Annotated in this window: 14 protein-coding genes and 1 tRNA gene; 7 read left to right on the forward strand and 8 right to left on the reverse strand. The window is 63.0% G+C overall.

What is annotated here, in order from left to right; translation table 11 throughout:
• Positions 1–68: 68 nt before the first annotated feature.
• A complete protein-coding gene (locus B5E41_RS31855; protein WP_176439462.1) occupies positions 69–239 on the reverse strand; it encodes a hypothetical protein in 171 nt (56 codons plus the stop codon).
• Between B5E41_RS31855 and B5E41_RS22500 the strand changes: the two genes are divergently transcribed.
• Entirely contained in the window at positions 238–1,374 is a 1,137-nt protein-coding gene (locus tag B5E41_RS22500; protein ID WP_088396108.1) for a Fic family protein, read from the forward strand. The two genes, B5E41_RS31855 and B5E41_RS22500, sit on opposite strands and share 2 nt — an antisense overlap.
• 217 nt (positions 1,375–1,591) lie before the next feature.
• Here the strand turns inward: B5E41_RS22500 and B5E41_RS22505 are convergent, their stop codons facing one another.
• Complete coding sequence (locus tag B5E41_RS22505; RefSeq protein ID WP_088396109.1) at positions 1,592–2,209, reverse strand: TetR/AcrR family transcriptional regulator; 618 nt, start codon at positions 2,207–2,209, stop codon at positions 1,592–1,594.
• A 111-nt stretch (positions 2,210–2,320) separates the two neighbouring features.
• Between B5E41_RS22505 and B5E41_RS22510 the strand changes: the two genes are divergently transcribed.
• From B5E41_RS22510 to B5E41_RS22520, 3 genes are all read left to right on the forward strand, one after another.
• Entirely contained in the window at positions 2,321–3,007 is a 687-nt protein-coding gene (locus B5E41_RS22510) for a PspA/IM30 family protein (protein ID WP_088396110.1), read from the forward strand.
• A 47-nt stretch (positions 3,008–3,054) separates the two neighbouring features.
• A complete protein-coding gene (locus B5E41_RS22515) occupies positions 3,055–3,336 on the forward strand; it encodes a YiaA/YiaB family inner membrane protein (RefSeq protein WP_011424367.1) in 282 nt (93 codons plus the stop codon).
• 94 nt (positions 3,337–3,430) lie between these two features.
• A complete protein-coding gene (locus tag B5E41_RS22520; protein WP_088396111.1) occupies positions 3,431–6,826 on the forward strand; it encodes an acyl-[ACP]--phospholipid O-acyltransferase in 3,396 nt (1,131 codons plus the stop codon).
• Positions 6,827–7,927: 1,101 nt separating this feature from the next.
• Here the strand turns inward: B5E41_RS22520 and B5E41_RS22530 are convergent.
• Together B5E41_RS22530 and B5E41_RS22535 are read right to left on the reverse strand one after the other, a co-directional pair.
• Entirely contained in the window at positions 7,928–8,212 is a 285-nt protein-coding gene (locus tag B5E41_RS22530) for a GIY-YIG nuclease family protein (RefSeq protein ID WP_088396113.1), read from the reverse strand.
• 136 nt (positions 8,213–8,348) lie between these two features.
• Positions 8,349–9,665, reverse strand: coding sequence for a TCR/Tet family MFS transporter (locus tag B5E41_RS22535; protein WP_088396151.1), 1,317 nt, complete (start codon positions 9,663–9,665; stop codon positions 8,349–8,351).
• A gap of 669 nt (positions 9,666–10,334) precedes the next feature.
• On the opposite strand from B5E41_RS22535, the gene B5E41_RS22545 reads away from it, so the two are divergent.
• A complete protein-coding gene (locus B5E41_RS22545; RefSeq protein WP_088396114.1) occupies positions 10,335–13,310 on the forward strand; it encodes an NAD(P)-dependent oxidoreductase in 2,976 nt (991 codons plus the stop codon).
• Positions 13,311–13,727: 417 nt separating this feature from the next.
• On the opposite strand, the gene B5E41_RS22550 is transcribed toward B5E41_RS22545, so the two are convergent.
• The gene (locus B5E41_RS22550; RefSeq protein WP_010055906.1) at positions 13,728–14,135 is read right to left on the reverse strand and encodes a hypothetical protein; all 408 of its coding nucleotides are present in this window, start codon (positions 14,133–14,135) and stop codon (positions 13,728–13,730) included.
• 262 nt (positions 14,136–14,397) lie between these two features.
• Between B5E41_RS22550 and B5E41_RS22555 the strand changes: the two genes are divergently transcribed.
• Positions 14,398–14,474 (forward strand) — tRNA-Pro (locus tag B5E41_RS22555).
• 50 nt (positions 14,475–14,524) lie between these two features.
• Here the strand turns inward: B5E41_RS22555 and B5E41_RS22560 are convergent.
• Positions 14,525–15,136 (reverse strand): hypothetical protein, encoded by a 612-nt coding sequence (locus tag B5E41_RS22560; RefSeq protein ID WP_088396115.1) that lies wholly within the window; start codon positions 15,134–15,136, stop codon positions 14,525–14,527.
• Positions 15,137–15,254: 118 nt separating this feature from the next.
• Between B5E41_RS22560 and B5E41_RS22565 the strand changes: the two genes are divergently transcribed.
• Complete coding sequence (locus B5E41_RS22565; RefSeq protein ID WP_088396116.1) at positions 15,255–15,494, forward strand: DUF982 domain-containing protein; 240 nt, start codon at positions 15,255–15,257, stop codon at positions 15,492–15,494.
• 26 nt (positions 15,495–15,520) lie between these two features.
• Here B5E41_RS22565 and B5E41_RS22570 read toward each other — a convergent pair whose 3' ends face one another.
• Positions 15,521–15,748: a hypothetical protein gene (locus B5E41_RS22570; RefSeq protein WP_088396117.1), complete on the reverse strand. Its 228-nt coding sequence runs from the start codon at positions 15,746–15,748 to the stop codon at positions 15,521–15,523.
• Between the two features lie 13 nt (positions 15,749–15,761).
• Positions 15,762–16,025: a hypothetical protein gene (locus B5E41_RS22575; protein WP_088396118.1), complete on the reverse strand. Its 264-nt coding sequence runs from the start codon at positions 16,023–16,025 to the stop codon at positions 15,762–15,764.
• Between the last annotated feature and the right edge of the window lie 650 nt (positions 16,026–16,675).

Raw genomic sequence — 16,675 nt, forward strand, 5'->3', positions numbered from 1 at the left:
GGATAGAGCACGCGGAGGAGCAGCGTAGAGTTTTGCCTCCCGGTCCAAGAGTCAAATCTCGTTGGCTCTCAAAAAAGAGCAATTTCAGATCTCAAGCCGGGTTGACTCTCACGAGGCACACTCAAAATAGTTTGTCTTTCAATATCTGCGGTTTTTGATAGACAAGCCTCGTTGAGTTGATAATGATGCAGACAAGGCTGTTTGCCTGACAAATTTCCTGAAATCTGAAAGTCAAGCATGGCCAAACATCCGAACCTCGACCTATCAGATGCTGTAGAATATCACTACGACCAGTTTCCTCCAGAGAGGATTGACGCCAACCAGCTTATAATGCCCATTGCTTCGGCATCAGCCGCGCTTGCCCGCTACGATCAGATGCTCAAAGGCATGCACAATAGCGAAATCCTGCTTGCGCCACTGCGCAATCAGGAAGCTGTCGTCTCATCCCGAATGGAAGGAACCGTAAGTACTCTCGACGAAGTCCTGCGGTATGAGGCAGATCAGGAGGAAGGCGGTAACGAGCCGGAAGGCCATTATCGAAATGAAGCGATCGAAGTCTTCCTCTATAGCCGAGCCCTGACCGCGGCGCAGCGCAGTATCGAGCAAGGCGCGCCCCTTTCAAGCTTCCTTATCAAGAGCGCTCACAAGGTTCTGCTCGGCTTTGGCCGAGGTGCACATCTTTCTCCCGGTGAATTCAAGGTTGAGCAAAATTACCTGGCCGACCGCATGCGCCGCAAAGTGCATTTTGTCCCGATGCGTCCGGAGCAGCTCAATGATGGTATGGAGAGACTTTTCTCATTCGTCGAAGATAGGAATTGGCAGATACTGATCAAGACAGCCGTCGCCCACCTTGAGTTTGAGGCATTGCATCCGTTCAAGGACGGCAATGGCCGGATCGGGCGGATGCTCATCACCCTGATGCTATGGAAATATGGAGCAATATCCGCTCCTCACTTCTACATTAGTAGCTACTTCGAGGATCGACGCGACGAATATATTGACAGGATGCGCGAGGTTTCGAAGTCCGGTGCGTGGACCGAATGGGTTGTGTTCTTTCTAGAGGCGCTTGAAACCCAGGCTAATAAGAACCTTGCTACCGCAGAACGGATTCGCGACCTTTATGACGAGCTTAAGCGGGAGTTTCCGCAGATCCTCACATCTCAATGGAGCACCTCGGCTCTGGATTTTTTGTTCTCGCGTCCCGTCTTCCGGAACAATGTATTTACAAGCAAGTCGGGGATTCCGGAAGCAACTGCGCATCGGTTCACGCGCATACTAGTCGAGAAGGAGCTCATTAGAACATTGGAGCCCTCCGCAGGCAGGCGTCCGGCTCTGTACAGCTTTGAGCCACTGCTGCGGATTGTGCGCGAGTAGCTGGCGCCGGCCCAGGGAAATTTACCGCTCGGGATATCTCGGCGATATGGAATGGGTTGAGGCCGCGAAATTTCCCGGTCGGTAAAATCGTTGGCGGTTTTGTTGGGCGGGCATGGATCCTCGGCTCAAGGCCGAGGAAGACGGAGTGTGTGGGAGCGTTTCTGCCAAACCCACCCGCTCACGCGCCTACTTCCGGCCGTCAGCCCGCCGGCCCCACTCACGCGTCCGCTTCCCGTCGCCGCTCCGCCCCGGCCGCAATCGTCACCACCAGCTCGTCCACCTCCCTTGCCAGTCGTTCCAGTGGCAATCCCACAAACCGGCCTTCCAGGCTGATGCTGACCACGCCGTGGACGGCGCCGAAGAGGGTGCGGGCGCGGATGGCGCGGTCTTCGGGGGGCATGTCGGGCTGCAGTTCGGCGAGCGGTTCGGCGATCACGTCCATCAGGAAGAGGTGTTCGTCGAGGTGCCATTGCGGCGTCGGGCTGGTGTCGGGGGGGAAGTGCTCGAACAGCGCCTTCCAGAGGTTGCGGTGCTCGACGGCGAAGGCGAGGTAGCCTTGGGCGAGGTTGCGCAGGCGGTCGGTCGGGCTTTTGTCGCGGGCCTCCGGCAGGGTCAGCTTCGCCTCCAAGGCCTTCAGCGTCGACGAATTGACGTGGATGACGAGCTCGGCGAGGTCGGAGAAGACGGTGTAGAGGCCGCCGAGCGCGCAGCCGGCGTCCTGGGTGATGTCGCGGGCGCGCAGATTGGTCAGCCCGTGGCGGGCGATGCGCTCGCGCGCCGCCTCGATCAGCCGCGCCTTCAAATCCTCGCGTTTTTCTTCTCGCCTGCCGGCCATTCACCATTCCACTTCGATTTTTTGAACGACGTTCAAAAATTATCTTGAACGCCGTTCATGATTCTGCCATAACAGCACTCGTGAACAACGTTCATAAACCGGAGGCAAGAAATGTTCAAACTGATTTCCATTCTTTTGCGGGGCAGGGCGCATGATGCCGAGCAGGCCTTTGCCGATCGCCACGCCGTGCCGCTGCTTTCCCAGCAGATCCGCGATGCCGCCCAGGCGATCCAGTCGGCGCGCCGCAGCGTCGCCGTCGCCATCGCCCAGAATGAGCAGGAAAAAGCGCAGCATCAGACGATCCTTTCCCGCATCGCCGATCTCGAGACCCGCGCTTGCGCCGCGCTGGGTAAGGGTAATGAGGGCCTTGCCCGCGAGGCGGCCGAAGCGATCGCCTTTCTCGAAGCCGAGCGTGATGCTTCGGTCGCGGCGCAGGCCCAGTTCACCACGTCGATCAGCAAGCTGAAGGGCATCGTCCGCTCGGCCGAGGCGCGGCTGCAGGAGCTGCAGCGCGGCGAACGGCTGGCCCGGGCGACTGAAGAGGCGCAGAAGCTCGATGTCGTCGTCGCCGGCCCGGGCCTCGCCACCCTTGACGAGGCCGAGGAGACGCTTGCGCGGCTGCGGCTGCGCCAGAGCCAGAACGAGATGACGGCGGCCGCACTGAAGGACATGGAAAGCACGACCCGGCCGGCCGGCATCATCGAAAAGCTCGCCAATGCCGGCTGCGGCGCGCCGCTCACCGCATCGGCCGATGATGTGCTCGCCCGGCTGAAGAGCCGCATCACCCCGGCCGCCTGAATTCATCCATTCAGCCATTCACCCCTAAAAATTGAAGGGCCACTGCTATGAACGACAGTTTCCAGAAACACTCCGCCAGCTGGGTCAGCTTCTCCTACATCTCCTTTGGCGCCGCCGCCTTCATGCTGGCGCTCGGCCTTTACATGATGCCGCTCGATCTCTGGGGCAAAGGCTATCTCGCCATGGGCATATTGATGCTGGTGCAGACTACGGTGAACATCACCAAGACGCTGCGCGACAATGCCGAATCCGAGAAGCTGATCCGCAAGGTCGAGGATGCCCGCACGGAAAAACTGCTCGTCAAATTCAATCGTAGCGATGAAGATTGATCTTCCTTAACCACAGCGCAGAGTTGTTGCCGCGTTCAACCAATGGGTAACAACTCTGTGGCCTTCTCGAGCTGCCTAAAGAAGGACTCCCGCCGTGCAACACAATCTGATGACGTCTAGAAAATTCGCGCCGCTGTTCTGGACCCAGTTCCTCACGGCCTTCAACGACAATTTCCTGAAGAACACGCTGGTGTTCCTCATTCTCTTCAAGATGTCGGCGAGCGAGGGGGCTGCGCTGGTGACGCTCGCCGGCGTCATCCTCATCGTGCCCTTCCTGCTGCTTTCCGCGCTCGGCGGCGAGCTTGCCGACAAGCACGACAAGGCGAAGATCGCCGAGCTGCTGAAACGCTCAGAGATCGGCATTGCGGCGCTCGCCGTCGTCGGTCTCGGCTTCTCCTCCATCTCAGTGCTGATGCTGGCGCTCTTCGGCTTCGGCGTCGTCTCGGCGCTGTTCGGGCCGATCAAATACGGCATCCTGCCCGATCACCTCGACCGCCGCGACCTGCCGAAGGCCAATGCCTGGATCGAGGGCGGCACCTTCATCGCCATCCTCGCCGGCACGATCATCGCCGCCCTCGCTTTCTCAAGCGGCGACAATGTGCTGCTGTTCGGCTCGATGATGATGGGCCTGTCCGTGCTCTGCTGGCTCGCCAGCCGGATGATCCCGCCGACCGGCTCCAAGGCGCCGGATCTGCAGATCGACCGCAACGTCATCCGCTCCAGTTATACGCTGGTGATGGAAATCCGTGAGGACAAGCGGCTGTGGCGCTCGGCGCTGATGAACTGCTGGTTCTGGCTGGTCGGCGCCTTCGTGCTCTCCATCCTGCCGACCATGGTGACCGAGCTGCTCGGCGGCTCCGAGCTCGTCGTTCCCGCCTATCTCACGGTCTTCGCCATCGCCGTTGCCGTCGGTTCCGGCATTGCCGCCTGGATGTCGTCGGGCCGCATCGTGCTGCTGCCGGCCCCGGTCGGCACGGCGCTGCTCGGCCTCTTCAGCCTCGATCTCGCCTGGAATCTCTGGGGCCTGCAATCCACGACCCATGCGACGACGATCCTCGATTTCTTCGCCGGTGAAAACACCATCCGTGTCGCCATCGATCTCGCCGGCATGGCGATCGCGGGCGCCTTTATCGCAGTGCCCACCTTCGCCGCCCTGCAGACCTGGGCGCATGAGGATCGCCGCGCCCGCGTCATCGGCGCGGCCAATGTGCTCTCGGCGCTGTTCATCACCGTCGGCCTCGGCCTCGTCGCCGTCATCCAGGCGCTCGGCGTATCCATTCCTGAGATCCTGATCGGCCTCGGCATCCTCAATTTCGCGGTCGCCTGGCTGATGCTGAAGACGCTGCCGACCAATCCCTTCCGCGATTTCATCTCGATCCTGTTCCGCGCCTTCATGCGGCTCGAGGTCGAGGGGCTGGAGAATATCAAGAAGGCCGGCCGGGCGCCGATCATTGCGCTCAACCATGTCAGCCTGCTCGACGGCGCCTTGGCGCTCGCCATCACCGAGGAAGAGCCGACCTTCGCCGTCGATTACAAGATCGCCCAGGCCTGGTGGGTGCGGCCCTTCCTGAAAATGTGCAAGTTCCTGCCGCTTGACCCGACCAAGCCGATGGCGACGCGCTCGCTGATCAAGGTGGTGCAGGAGGGCAGCCCGATCGGCATCTTCCCCGAGGGCCGCCTGACGGTGACGGGAACGCTGATGAAGGTCTATGACGGCGCCGCCATGGTCGCCGACAAGACCGGCTCAATGGTGGTGCCGGTCAAGATCGACGGGCTGGAGAAGAGCTATCTCTCCTATCTCGGCGACGGCAAGATCCGCCGCCGGCTGTTCCCCAAGGTCAAGGTCACCATTCTCGAGCCGGTGAAGCTTGAGGTGCCGGCCGAGCTGAAAGGCCGCAAGCGCCGCACGGCGGCGGGTGCTGCCCTCTATCAGGTGATGTCGAACCTCTTGTTCGAGACCGCCGATACCTCGTCGACCGTTCTTGGCCGCGTCATTCAGGCGGCCCAGGAATTCGGCATGAAAAAGCTCGCCGTCGAGGATCCGGTCACCGGCAGCCTAAGCTATGGCAAGCTCCTGACCGGTGCCGCCGTGCTTGGCGCCAAGTTCCGCGCCCGCTTCCCGGAACAAAACCTCGGCGTCATGCTGCCGAATGCCAATGGCGCCGCCGCCACCATTCTCGGCGTCATGAGCGCGGGCAAGGTGCCGGCGATGCTGAACTTCACCGCGGGTGCCACCAACATCCTCTCCGCCTGCAAGGCGGCGGAAGTGAAACACGTGCTGACCTCGCGCGCCTTCGTCGCCCAGGCCAAGCTCGGCCCTGTGGTCGAGGAGCTGCAAAAGCAGGTGACGATCGTCTGGCTCGATGATCTGAGAGCCGAGATCGGCGTGCTCGACAAGATCCGCGGGCTGCTGCGCAAGGGCCGGCCGCTGGTGAAACGCCGGCCGGATGATCCGGCCGTCATCCTCTTCACCTCAGGCTCGGAGGGCACGCCGAAGGGTGTGGTGCTGACCCACCGCAACATCCTGTCGAACGCCGCCCAGGCCGCCGCCCGCATCGATTTCCACAGCGGCGACAAGGTGTTCAACATCCTGCCCATCTTCCATTCCTTCGGGCTGACGGCCGGCACCGTGCTGCCGCTGATCTCGGGCGTGCCGGTCTATTTCTATCCCTCGCCACTGCATTACCGCATCGTGCCGGAGCTGATCTATGTCTCCAACGCCACGATCATCTTCGGCACCGATACCTTCCTCAACGGTTATGCCAGGACCGCGCATCCTTACGATTTCCGCTCGATCCGCTATATCTTCTCCGGCGCCGAGCCGGTGAAGGCCGCCACCCGCAACACCTATATGGAAAAATTCGGCCTGCGCATCCTCGAAGGCTACGGCGTCACCGAGACCGCGCCTGTTATTTCCATCAACACGCCGATGTACAACCGCTCCGGCACGGTCGGCAAAATCCTGCCGGGCATGGAATGGAAGCTCGAACCGGTGCCCGGCATCGATGAGGGCGGAAGGCTGCATGTGCGCGGCGCCAATGTCATGGCCGGTTATCTCCGTGCCGAAAAACCCGGCGTGCTCGAGCCGCTCGCCGATGGCTGGCACGATACCGGCGACATCGTCACCATCGACGAGGATGGCTTCGTCAAGATCCGCGGCCGCGCCAAGCGCTTCGCCAAGATCGGCGGCGAAATGATCTCGCTCGCCGCCGTCGAAACGCTCGCCGCCGAACTCTGGCCCGGCGCGCTCTCGGTCGTCTCGTCGCTCCCCGACCCCAAGAAGGGCGAGCGCCTGGTGCTGCTCACCGAAGCCGAAACCGCCACCCGCGCCGAATTCCTCGCCTTCGCCAAATCGAAGGGCGCGATGGACATGATGGTCCCGGCCGAGGTCACCATCGGCAAGGTGCCGGTACTCGGCTCCGGCAAGGTCGATTTCGTCGCGGCCCGCAAGCTCGCGGAAAGCGTGGCCGAGAAGGGGGAGGCGGCGTAAGCGGGAGTGGGATGCAGGGGAGGGTACCACCTCTCCTTCACCACCCACGCACCACCTCTCCTCCGTCATCCCAGGGCTTGACCCTGGGATCCATGCGGCTGGCACTGAGCAGACGGCGATGGCCTCGGGGGAACGATTGACGGCCGCGTGCTTGGTTGTGGATCCCAGGGTCAAGCCCTGGGATGACGGAGAGTGGGGTTGGCTTGCTGCCAAACGCGCCGGCGACGCAGCTTGGGGCGCCGCGCTCGCGGTTCGCTTCATCGCGCCCGGCACGGCTTCCGAGCCCCGGCACCACCTCGCCGTCGTCGGCCCGGTACCTTATCTCCTCCTCCGCCACCCTCCAGGGTCATCCTGGCACACCGCTCCTCCACCATCCGGGCACCACCTCTCCTCCGTCATCCCAGGGCTTGACCCTGGGATCCATGCGGCTGGCACTGAGCAGACGGCGATGGCCTCGGGGGAACGATTGACGGCCGCGTGCTTGGTTGTGGATCCCAGGGTCAAGCCCTGGGATGACGGAGAGTGTGGTTGGCGTTCTTGCCAAACGCACCGCCGATGCAGCTTGGGCGCCGCGCTCGCGGTTCGCTTCATCGCGCCCGGCACGGCTTGTGAGCCCCGGCACCACCTCGCCGCCATCGGCCCGGTACCTTATCTCCTCCTCCGCCACCCTCCAGGGTCATCCCGGCACACCGCTCCTCCACCATCCGGGCACCACCTCTCCTCCGTCATCCCAGGGCTTGGCCCTGGGATCCATGCGGGTGGCACTGAGCAGACGGCGATGGCCTCGGGGGAACGATTGACGGGCGCGTGCTTGGTTGTGGATCCCAGGGTCAAGCCCTGGGATGACGGAGAGTGGGGTTGGCGTTCTTGCCAAACGCACCGCCGATGCCGCTTGGGGCACCGCGCTCGCGGTTCACTTCCTCGCGCCCGGCTTGTAGGCCTCGGGACCACCTCGCCGCCGTCGGCCCGGTACCTTATCTCCTCCTCCGCCACCCTCCACGGTCATCCGGCACACCTCTCCTCCACCACCCACGCACCACCTCTCCTCCGTCATCCCAGGGCTTGACCCTGGGATCCATGGCCGCACCCGCCGCGGTCGCATCACCACAGCGTAAGATAGAGATCATCCCATTCAGGGTTCATCGCCGCGACGAGATCGATCTTCCATTGTCGATTCCAGCGTTTCAACGACTTCTCGCGCTGGATCGCACTGCCGATATCCCAATGTTCCTCGTACCAGACGAGGCGGGTGCAGCCATATTTCCAGGCAAAGCCCGGCGTCAGGCCCTCGCGATGCTCATAGATGCGGCGCTCCAGATCGGATGTCACGCCGACATAGAGGGTGCCGTTTTTCTGGTTCGTGACGATATAAACATATCCTGCCATGCCGGCAGAGTGCTTGGTTGTGCATCCCAGGGTCAAGCCCTGGGATGACGGAGCGTGGAGCTGGCTTTGTCGCCATAGGCGCCGGAAGACCGGGAGCAGATCCCGCATCGACACCGCCTCGGCCTGCCGAGCAGCCTCAGCCCGCAACCAGCGCCGCCGTCTTCAGCCGCAACCCCAGCACCAGCGGCACGGTGAGCGCGTAGATGGCGACGACAGAGAGCCAGATGGCGCCCGGCCATTCCGCCCGGAAGAGGAAATAGAGGCTGGAAAAGCCGAGCGGCGCGACGATCGATGCGAGGCTGACGACTGAGGCCAGCACGCCCTGGAACTGGCCCTGGCTGTCATCATCGACCTGCCGGGTCGCCAGCGATTGCAGCGCCGGCACGCCGATGCCGCCGAGGGTGAAAACCGGCATGATCGCGAGGATCATCCAGCCCTGGCCGGCAAAGGCCATCACGGTGAGGGCGAGAGAGACGCCGGCAACACCGGTGAGGATGGCACCGCGTTCGCCGAGCAGCCTGACGGCCGGTCCCGGCAGGAGCGCCTGGGCGAGCGTCTGGCAGATGCCGAAGGCGCCCAGCGAAAGGCCGATCGACAGCCCGCTCCAGTGGAAGGCATCGCTGCCCCACAGCGCCCAGCAGGTGCCGTAGGCCTCGCCGGTGGCGCTGAAAATGAAGAACAGAGTGACGATGGGCAGCAGGCTTTTCACCTCCAGCACCGCGCGCAGCGGTTTGAGCGGATTGAGCGCCGCAAGATCGATCGTCTCACGGCTGCCCGGGCGCGATTCCGGCAGGACGAAGACGGCGAGCAGCAGGTTGGCGCCGTTGAGCACGGCCGCGGCGATGAAGGGCAGCCGCAGCCAGTGATCGCCGAGCACGCCGCCGGCGACCGGGCCGATGATGAAGCCGAGGCCGAACATGGCGTTGAACAGGCCGAAGCGGCGGGCGCGTTTCTCCTCCGGCGAAATATCGGTGATATAGGCTGTCGCCACCGAGATATTGGCGCTGGTCAGCCCGGCGATCGCTCGGCCGATGAACAGCAGTGTCAGATTGGGCGCAAAGGCAAGAAAGAGATAGTTGACGGCGGCACCGGCGAGCGAAATCAGCAGCACGGGGCGGCGGCCCAGCCGGTCGCTCAGCGCCCCGAGCACGGGGGCGAAGACGAACTGCATGAACGCATAGAGCGCCGTCATCGCGCCGATCATGGGCGCGACGTTTTGGGTATGGGTGATATCCTCAAGCAGCGACGGCAGGATCGGGAAAATCAGCCCGATGCCGACGGCATCGAGGACAATGGCGGTGAAGATGACGATAAGGGATCTGGTCATGGGTGCGTTCCGGGTCGACGCGAGCGCACAAGCGCCGACAGAGTGCGCCGATGGCTCACGATGAGGCCTGATCTGGTCAGGCATTGGTTTCAGGGAGGTGCTGGCCGCGCCATGGCCGAGGCGCATGGCGGGCGTGTGCTCGACCGCCTGGACGACCCATTCGTCCACCTGTTTACTCCGCCACTGAGCGGATCAAGGGAGGCAGTCGCTTTTCGCGACGGGCAAGAGATACGCCGAATGGTTGCGCGCGGCAAGCCCGTTTTTGTGTTGGGGGGTGGTTGCGGCTGTGACACTTTGTGACGCCGCACTCGCCGTTCGCTCATCGCGCCCGGCGCGCTTTTGGTCCCGGCACTACCTCTCCTCCTCCATCCCGGGCACCACTTCTCCTCCGTCATCCCAGGGCTTGACCCTGGGATCCATGCGGCTGGCACGGGGCGAACAGCGAAGGCGGCCCACTGCAGAGAAATAGAAGTCCGCGTGCTTGGTTGTGGATCCCAGGATCAAGCCCTGGGATGACGGAGAGTGTGGGTGGCTTTGTTGCCAGACGCACCGGCGATCCAGCTCGCGGCACCACCTCTGCCCCTCCATCCCAGCACCACTTCTCCTCAGTCATCCCAGTACCGCCGATCTGCAGACTGGAAAGCGGATCGCGTCCCGCCGCCCATCGCGCCATCATCAACGATACGGCCACCAATGACGCGTTTCGCCTGTCGTTCGGCGCATATGAGGTTGTCTCGCCGGAACAGTGGCTTCACCATGAAGGGAACTTCAGCTCCGGACAGAGACAGGCAGGCTATGACAGATATCGCGCAGATGCAGGAACAGCGATTGAACGCCCTTCGACAGACCGCGTCGGGCGCGCCGAAACTGCCGTCCAACCCGTTTTTCGGCGTCGGGCCGATCACCGATGCGACGACCGACGAAGTGGATAGCCGCCTGCGGCGCATCGCCTTCGACGCCTGGATCGAGAAGACCTATCGCAAGTTCGACGACCGGGGCAACGATATCGGCGGCTTCACCACGGCCGAGATTTCCCGCAGCATGCATCGCGGTTATCCGGCCGATAAGATCCTGACCGACATGATGCGGGCGATCCATCGCTATTTCGGCTTCCCGAAGACCAATCGCATGGCGGTCGGGCTCGGCGGCGGCCATAGCGGCTTCACCGTCTGCATCCAGCACCTGATGAACGCCAATGACGCCGGCCAGCGCGTCTATGTCGATACGCCGCGGCCGGAGAGCGATCCGTCCAAGGCGGCCGGCTTCTTCCGCCAGTCCTGGGCGACCCAGCTGATCGAAATGCAGCGTTTCGCCGAGAAGGGCTGCGAGAGCCGCATCCATTTCGCCGCCTCCGAAGGCGTGATCCCGACGGCGGCCGAACTGTCCAGCCTCGGCGTGTCGATCTTCGTCGGCGTCGGCCATGAGACGACGGGCGCCAATGCCTATACCAGCGGCGAGATCCGCGAGCTCCTCTCCTGGCTCGACGGCGACCCGGCCAACCGCCATGCGGTGTTCGACGCCACTTCGATGCTCGGCGCCATGCCCTGGGAGCCCGAACTCGTCAGCGCCGTCATGGCGAAGTGCTGCCTGTTCATGCCGTTCCAGAAGGCGATCGGTGGCATCTCCGGCTATTTCGTCGCCTCCTTCACGCCGCATGCGCTGGCGCTGATCGAAAAGAACCAGCAGGATCCCGCCTGGGCGATCCCGCGCCAGCTGAAGATCGCCCCGCCGATCGATCCCAGGCAGCCGTTTTCGGCCAAGCGCTCCGTCGATGCCGGCCCGTTCTACGATCCGGCCGAAGACCGCATGCTCGGCGGCGTCATCAACACCTACAGCGCGCTCGCCTTTGCCGAGACCACTTTCGGCCTGCTGCAGTCGGAAGCCCGGGTCGGCTCCATCGTCGAGCTCAACCGCCGCTCCGCCGCCAACCGCGCCGTGATCGACGAATGGGTCAAGTCGCATCCGTTGCTGTCGCTGACCGTCACCGATGCCGAGCGCCGCGGCGCCGCCGTGACGCTGCTGAAGGTCGAGGACGCTGATATCACCGATGCCGGCATCCACGCCCGCATCATCGCCCGTTCCAAGCAGCTGCTCGGCTATGAGGGCATCACCCATCCGAACGGCGAATACGAGCCCGGCCTCGATGCGGCCCGCTACGTCAATGCCTTCCCGGGCACTCCAGGTGATTACCGGGCCTGGGTCGGCGGCATCCGCGAGCCCGAGGATGTCGTGGCGCTGCTGGAAAACCTGCAATATGCCTATCTCAGAGCCAAGATCGTCGTGCTCGAAGAGGAGCTCGCCAAACACGGCGTGACCTTCGAGGCCCCCGCCAAGACCGATGGCGCCGTGCGCAAGGACGATCCGAACCGCGCCTATACCGTGCTGATCGCCGATCTGGTGGGCTTAAGCTTCGGCGCCGACGGCGAGCCCGATTGCAGCGAGGTCAAGGCCTATATCGAGGAGAAGGGCGGCGTCTTCCATCTCGGCCCGATCGGCGATCGCGCCAGCCTCGAAAAGGGCCGTATCCATTTCTTCTACCAGCCGAATCTCAGCACCGAGGCGGAGATCCTGCCGCAGACCGACAAGGGCCAGTATGACGCGCTGATCGCGGCGGCGACCTTCATCCCGAAGGCTTCGGTCTTCCCGCTCGGCGGCGTGCGCATCGGTGCCGGCACCGGCAATATGGGCTCGGCCTCCTGGGGCGGCGGCAATGGCGAGGGCGGCGAAGCGGCCCTGATGAACACGCCCGGCATCAACAGTCGGGCAACCGCCCAGATGGCTGTGAAGGCGATCCTGAAGGTCGTGCCGGATCTGCCGGTCGACCGGCTGCACCGGATGGTCGCCGGCGGTGATTTCGATACCGGCCGGCAGCTGAAGGATTTCCCGACGGCGAAACTCGAGGGCCGCAAGCTCGCCGTTCTCGGCTACGGCAATATCGGCCGTGAAGTCGCCAAGCTCGCCAAGGCCTTCGGCATGAAGGTGGCGATCTATGCCCGCGAGCATCACCGGCGCTGGATCGAAGCCGAGGGCTTCGACTATGCCGCAAGCCCGGTCGAAGCGGCAGCCGGCGCCGACGTGCTCTCCGTCCACATCGGCCTCGGCCGCCTGGATGCTTCGACCGGCACCTATTCCAATGCCGGCACCGTCGACGCCAAGGTGCTCGGCGCCATGAAGGACGGCGCGGTGCTGGTCAATTACGACCGCGGCGAAGTCGTTGATCCCTATGCCCTCGATGCGGCACTTGCCTCCGGCAAGATCGCCCATGCGGCAATCGACGCCGACCTCTTCAGGGATGCCGCGACCGGCGCGCTCAGCGGCCCGATGCTGCCCTACCTGCCGCTCGAAACGCGGCACAAGGGCAAGCTCGAACTCTTGCCGCACGCCGCCGCCGACACCGACCACCCCTCGCGGGTGACCGGCGCCAAGCAAGCGGTCGACCAGATCTTCGACGTCATCCGCTTCAAATCCGTCGTCAATCTCAAGGGCGACCTGCCGGAGGGTTACGTCTCCGCCGGCAGCCGCACGCCGGCCGGCATCGGCAAGGTGACGAAGCAGGTCGTCGCCGAGGCCGGCGGCAAGGCGGAGCTGCTCGAAGAACTGCGCCAGACCTCGGAAAAGATCGCCGCCATCACCGGCGCGCTGTCGGCCGTCTCCGATCCGGCTCATCGCCAGCGCATCGTCGAGCGCTACACCGCCCTCCTGGTCGAAAACGCCGACCGGCAGCGCGCGCTGCTCGATCAGCTCGGCCTCTATGGGCCGGCGGAGGGGTGAGACCATTGACTGCTCGGCGAGTGGCGATGGTTTGTGCTCGTTGCCGACGTGCCGTGCAGCCCCCTCATCCGACCCTTCGGGCCACCTTCTCCCCGCTGGGGAGAAGGGAGGCAAGGTGCACCGACACCACCCAAACGCAAACAGCCCGCTCAGAGGCGCGCCATCCGATGGGATCGATGGCGAAGCCGCGTGCTCCCCTCTTCTCCCCAGCGGGGAGAAGGTGGCCCGTAGGGCCGGAGGAGGGGGCCGCACGGCACAACCTCACATCATCATTCGTTCCGCGCTCCGCGCCCGATCTCATCACCTGCATCGATCCGCAACGGCCCTTCATGCGGATGCTTTGAGGCTGAACTTGTGGAGCCCAAAACAAAACAGGCGGCACATCGGCCGCCTGTTTTCGTCTCTTCCGATTGCCCGTTACTTCTGTTCGGGTGCCAGGAACTCGGCGCAATAGGACGGGCCGTTGACGCCGGGAATATCGGCGACGGTGCGGATATCGCGGATCGTGTAGTCGGAATTGGTGGTGATTTCGGCCTGGCAGCGCAGATAGGCGGTGCGGGCGGCGGCGATCTGCTTGCCGCGCTTGCCATCGGCGCCCTCGGCGTATTTGGCCGGGATGCGCACGGTCTTGTAGCCGCCGCGCCAGGTGTAGATGGTGCTCGCACCTTCCTCGCGGTCGCTGATGGGCGGCCCGTAGGCGGCAAAGAATATGCCGGCCGATTTGCCGACCCAGCGGGCCTCGATCGGATTGCCGGCGGAAGGAATGGTCGTGCATCCGGCAAGCGCAATTGCAAGCCCGGCCGCGGTAATGGTGCGGAGTTTCATCGTGTCGTCCCTGATCTCTAGCGCAATGGCTGCGAAGCCGCCGTCGCGGCGGTTTCGCCTGTCCCGCCGAGCCCTTTAGCGCGGAACCCGGCAAAAGAAAATTGCCCCTTTTGCACTTCCGTTCGATTTGCTTGCGGTGTGTCTTTTTGCTGCAGCGGCCCATTCCGGCCGCTGTCATCAACCCGTCAAAAAATCCCTCGGTTTTTTGAAATTTGGTGCTTGTGCAACCAGATAGGCTGTTCTATAGAAGCGCCGCTGGTCACGGAGTGTAGCGCAGTCTGGTAGCGCACCACGTTCGGGACGTGGGGGTCGAGTGTTCGAATCACTCCACTCCGACCAGCTAGAAACCCCACTTCGGCGGGGTTTTTCGTTTCCGCTAAGATATTGGCTTAGGGAAACGCGGTCGGCAGGCTGTCGTCCAGAATATAGAAGTGTTCGCCGATCTTGCTGACACTGATGAACTCGTCCGCACCGGGATAGAGAGTGACGCATTCCTTCTTTTTCTCCAGACAGAACGTCTGAAGGCGCTGTTGCCAGGCTGCGGATTGCGCGCCTTTGGGCAAGGCGATTTCATCGCTCTCATCATAGACGAGCGTCGAGTATGTCTTACGCCTGAACGTATCGTCCCATACGAATGTCCGGAAGCGCTGCTCCGCCCCCGGGAGATCGGCTCGTTTGATCTCTGCCAGATATGCCTGCTTGGTCAGTGCAAATCGAACGCTGTCGGGCGTTATGCCGGCGACGGCGAGAAGATGAAGGCAGACGAGCAGCAGCAGGGGCGTTATCAGCAGAGACAGGACACGTCGCCAGCGCCGCAGTACCAGGTTGAAGCAGAGGGAGCCTGCCATGGCGATCAGCGTTGCGAGGAAGACGAAAAGATCGACCGTCCACCAGTCCCATTGGGGAGCAAGCCAATAAAGCCAATCCTGCCCCAGAAACGGCAACAGCCAGAGGGCATATGTCCACGTAAACTGGTCGCCACGTTTTTCTGGCTCTGGCACGTCTGGCTACCGGCAAGTTGATTCGCTCAGCGACAATAACATGTGAGATAATCGCCTCACCCGGAACGAGTCCGAACGCCGCTCGTTGAGTCGCGTGTCCAGCGTGAGGGGCTGCATCATGAGCAAGCGACGAAGCTTCAAACCGGTGAAGATCACCATCAATGGCAAGACCAGGACGGTCTATAATGTCGTTCAGGCCGGCAATACCTTGCTGAACGATTGGCCCGAGCAGACGCCGGCGGCCAAGGCTGCCGAGCTGCTGGTGCTCGATGTCTTCAACGATATCGCCGAGCCAGAGCAGGTGCGGCGGGCATTCATAACCGCAGCCAGGGCAAGCGACATCAAGTTCACTTCCTGACCGGCGGCGCTTCAAAAAGCTTTCGCTTACTTCCATGACACATGCTCCTGATTGTCGCGATCGCGATGCTTCAGCTGCGGCTCTATCCAGGCTGCCGTAACGATCGCCGCGATGAAACCGAAGACAAGGCAGGTGATCGCTTGAATCCGCCAGGAGACGAAGGTGACCGGCGCCGGGATGATGGGCTTCTCTCCGCATTGACCGGGCGGGCAGGCGCAGCCGGAAAAGGCCTTGATGACGCAATCGGCGGACATGTCGGTTTCTCCCTCAGGCGTAAAGCTGATCGCGATCGGTGATGCCCATGATCTCGCGGGCGTAGCGGTAATGCGCCTCGACGCTGGCGGTGGCGCCGCGCAGCCATGACGGGCCGCGGACCGAATGTTCGGGGCGGCCGAGATAGGCAAAGCCGAGAGCGCCCATGCGCTGGGCCTCGTTGGCCATATAGGCATCGCAGTCATCGAGCCCGCGCACCGCATTCCAGCGGGTGTCCCGCCGGCTCTGCTCGGTCTCGATCCTGCGCATATGCTGCATTGCTCTGCCCTCTCGTGCCGGCTGGTCGGCCTGTCGATAAAGGTATATAACATACCCTAAATCGTCAATCGAAAAAGGTATAAAAAATACCTGATGGATTGACGAGGTACGAATCGTAGGCGTATGTCTCGGCCAAGTGATTGGGCGACCGGGTGCAACTCCCGAGCTGACGAAGCCCAGCGGCGCGGGAAGCGAAAGTCCTTAAGTGCGCTGTCAGAAAATCAGGACGAGGGCGAAGCGAATGGCCCCTCTGGCACGTGTCCCATCCCGGCTCCGGCCTTCAGGACATGGCCAATGCTCTCCCGGCTTCATGGGCTGTGCTCATGGGGTAGGGGGAAGCTTTGGCCGGAACCCTCCCTCACCAGCCTTCAGGAACGGGAAAGAGATAGAAGAGAGAAGGAAGAAGGAAGAAGAGAGATCAGGATACCACACGCGCGGGCGGTGACCGGCTTGGAGGCGCGTCGCGGCCTTTCAGTTTCGATGCTTGCGCTCGATCTTGGTGCCAGGCGGGCCAGTGTCGCAAGCGCGCCGCAGAGCCGTTGCGCGCTGTGATTGGAGCGCCGGCGAGACGTCCGATGCGCTTCGATATTTCAGGCTCACCTCAATGCAGCATGCTCCGCGCCGCGCCGAAAGCGATGAGCAGCACGGCA

Origin of the sequence: Rhizobium esperanzae (assembly GCF_002204185.1) — a bacterium.
Taxonomy (GTDB): Bacteria; Pseudomonadota; Alphaproteobacteria; order Rhizobiales; family Rhizobiaceae; genus Rhizobium; species Rhizobium esperanzae.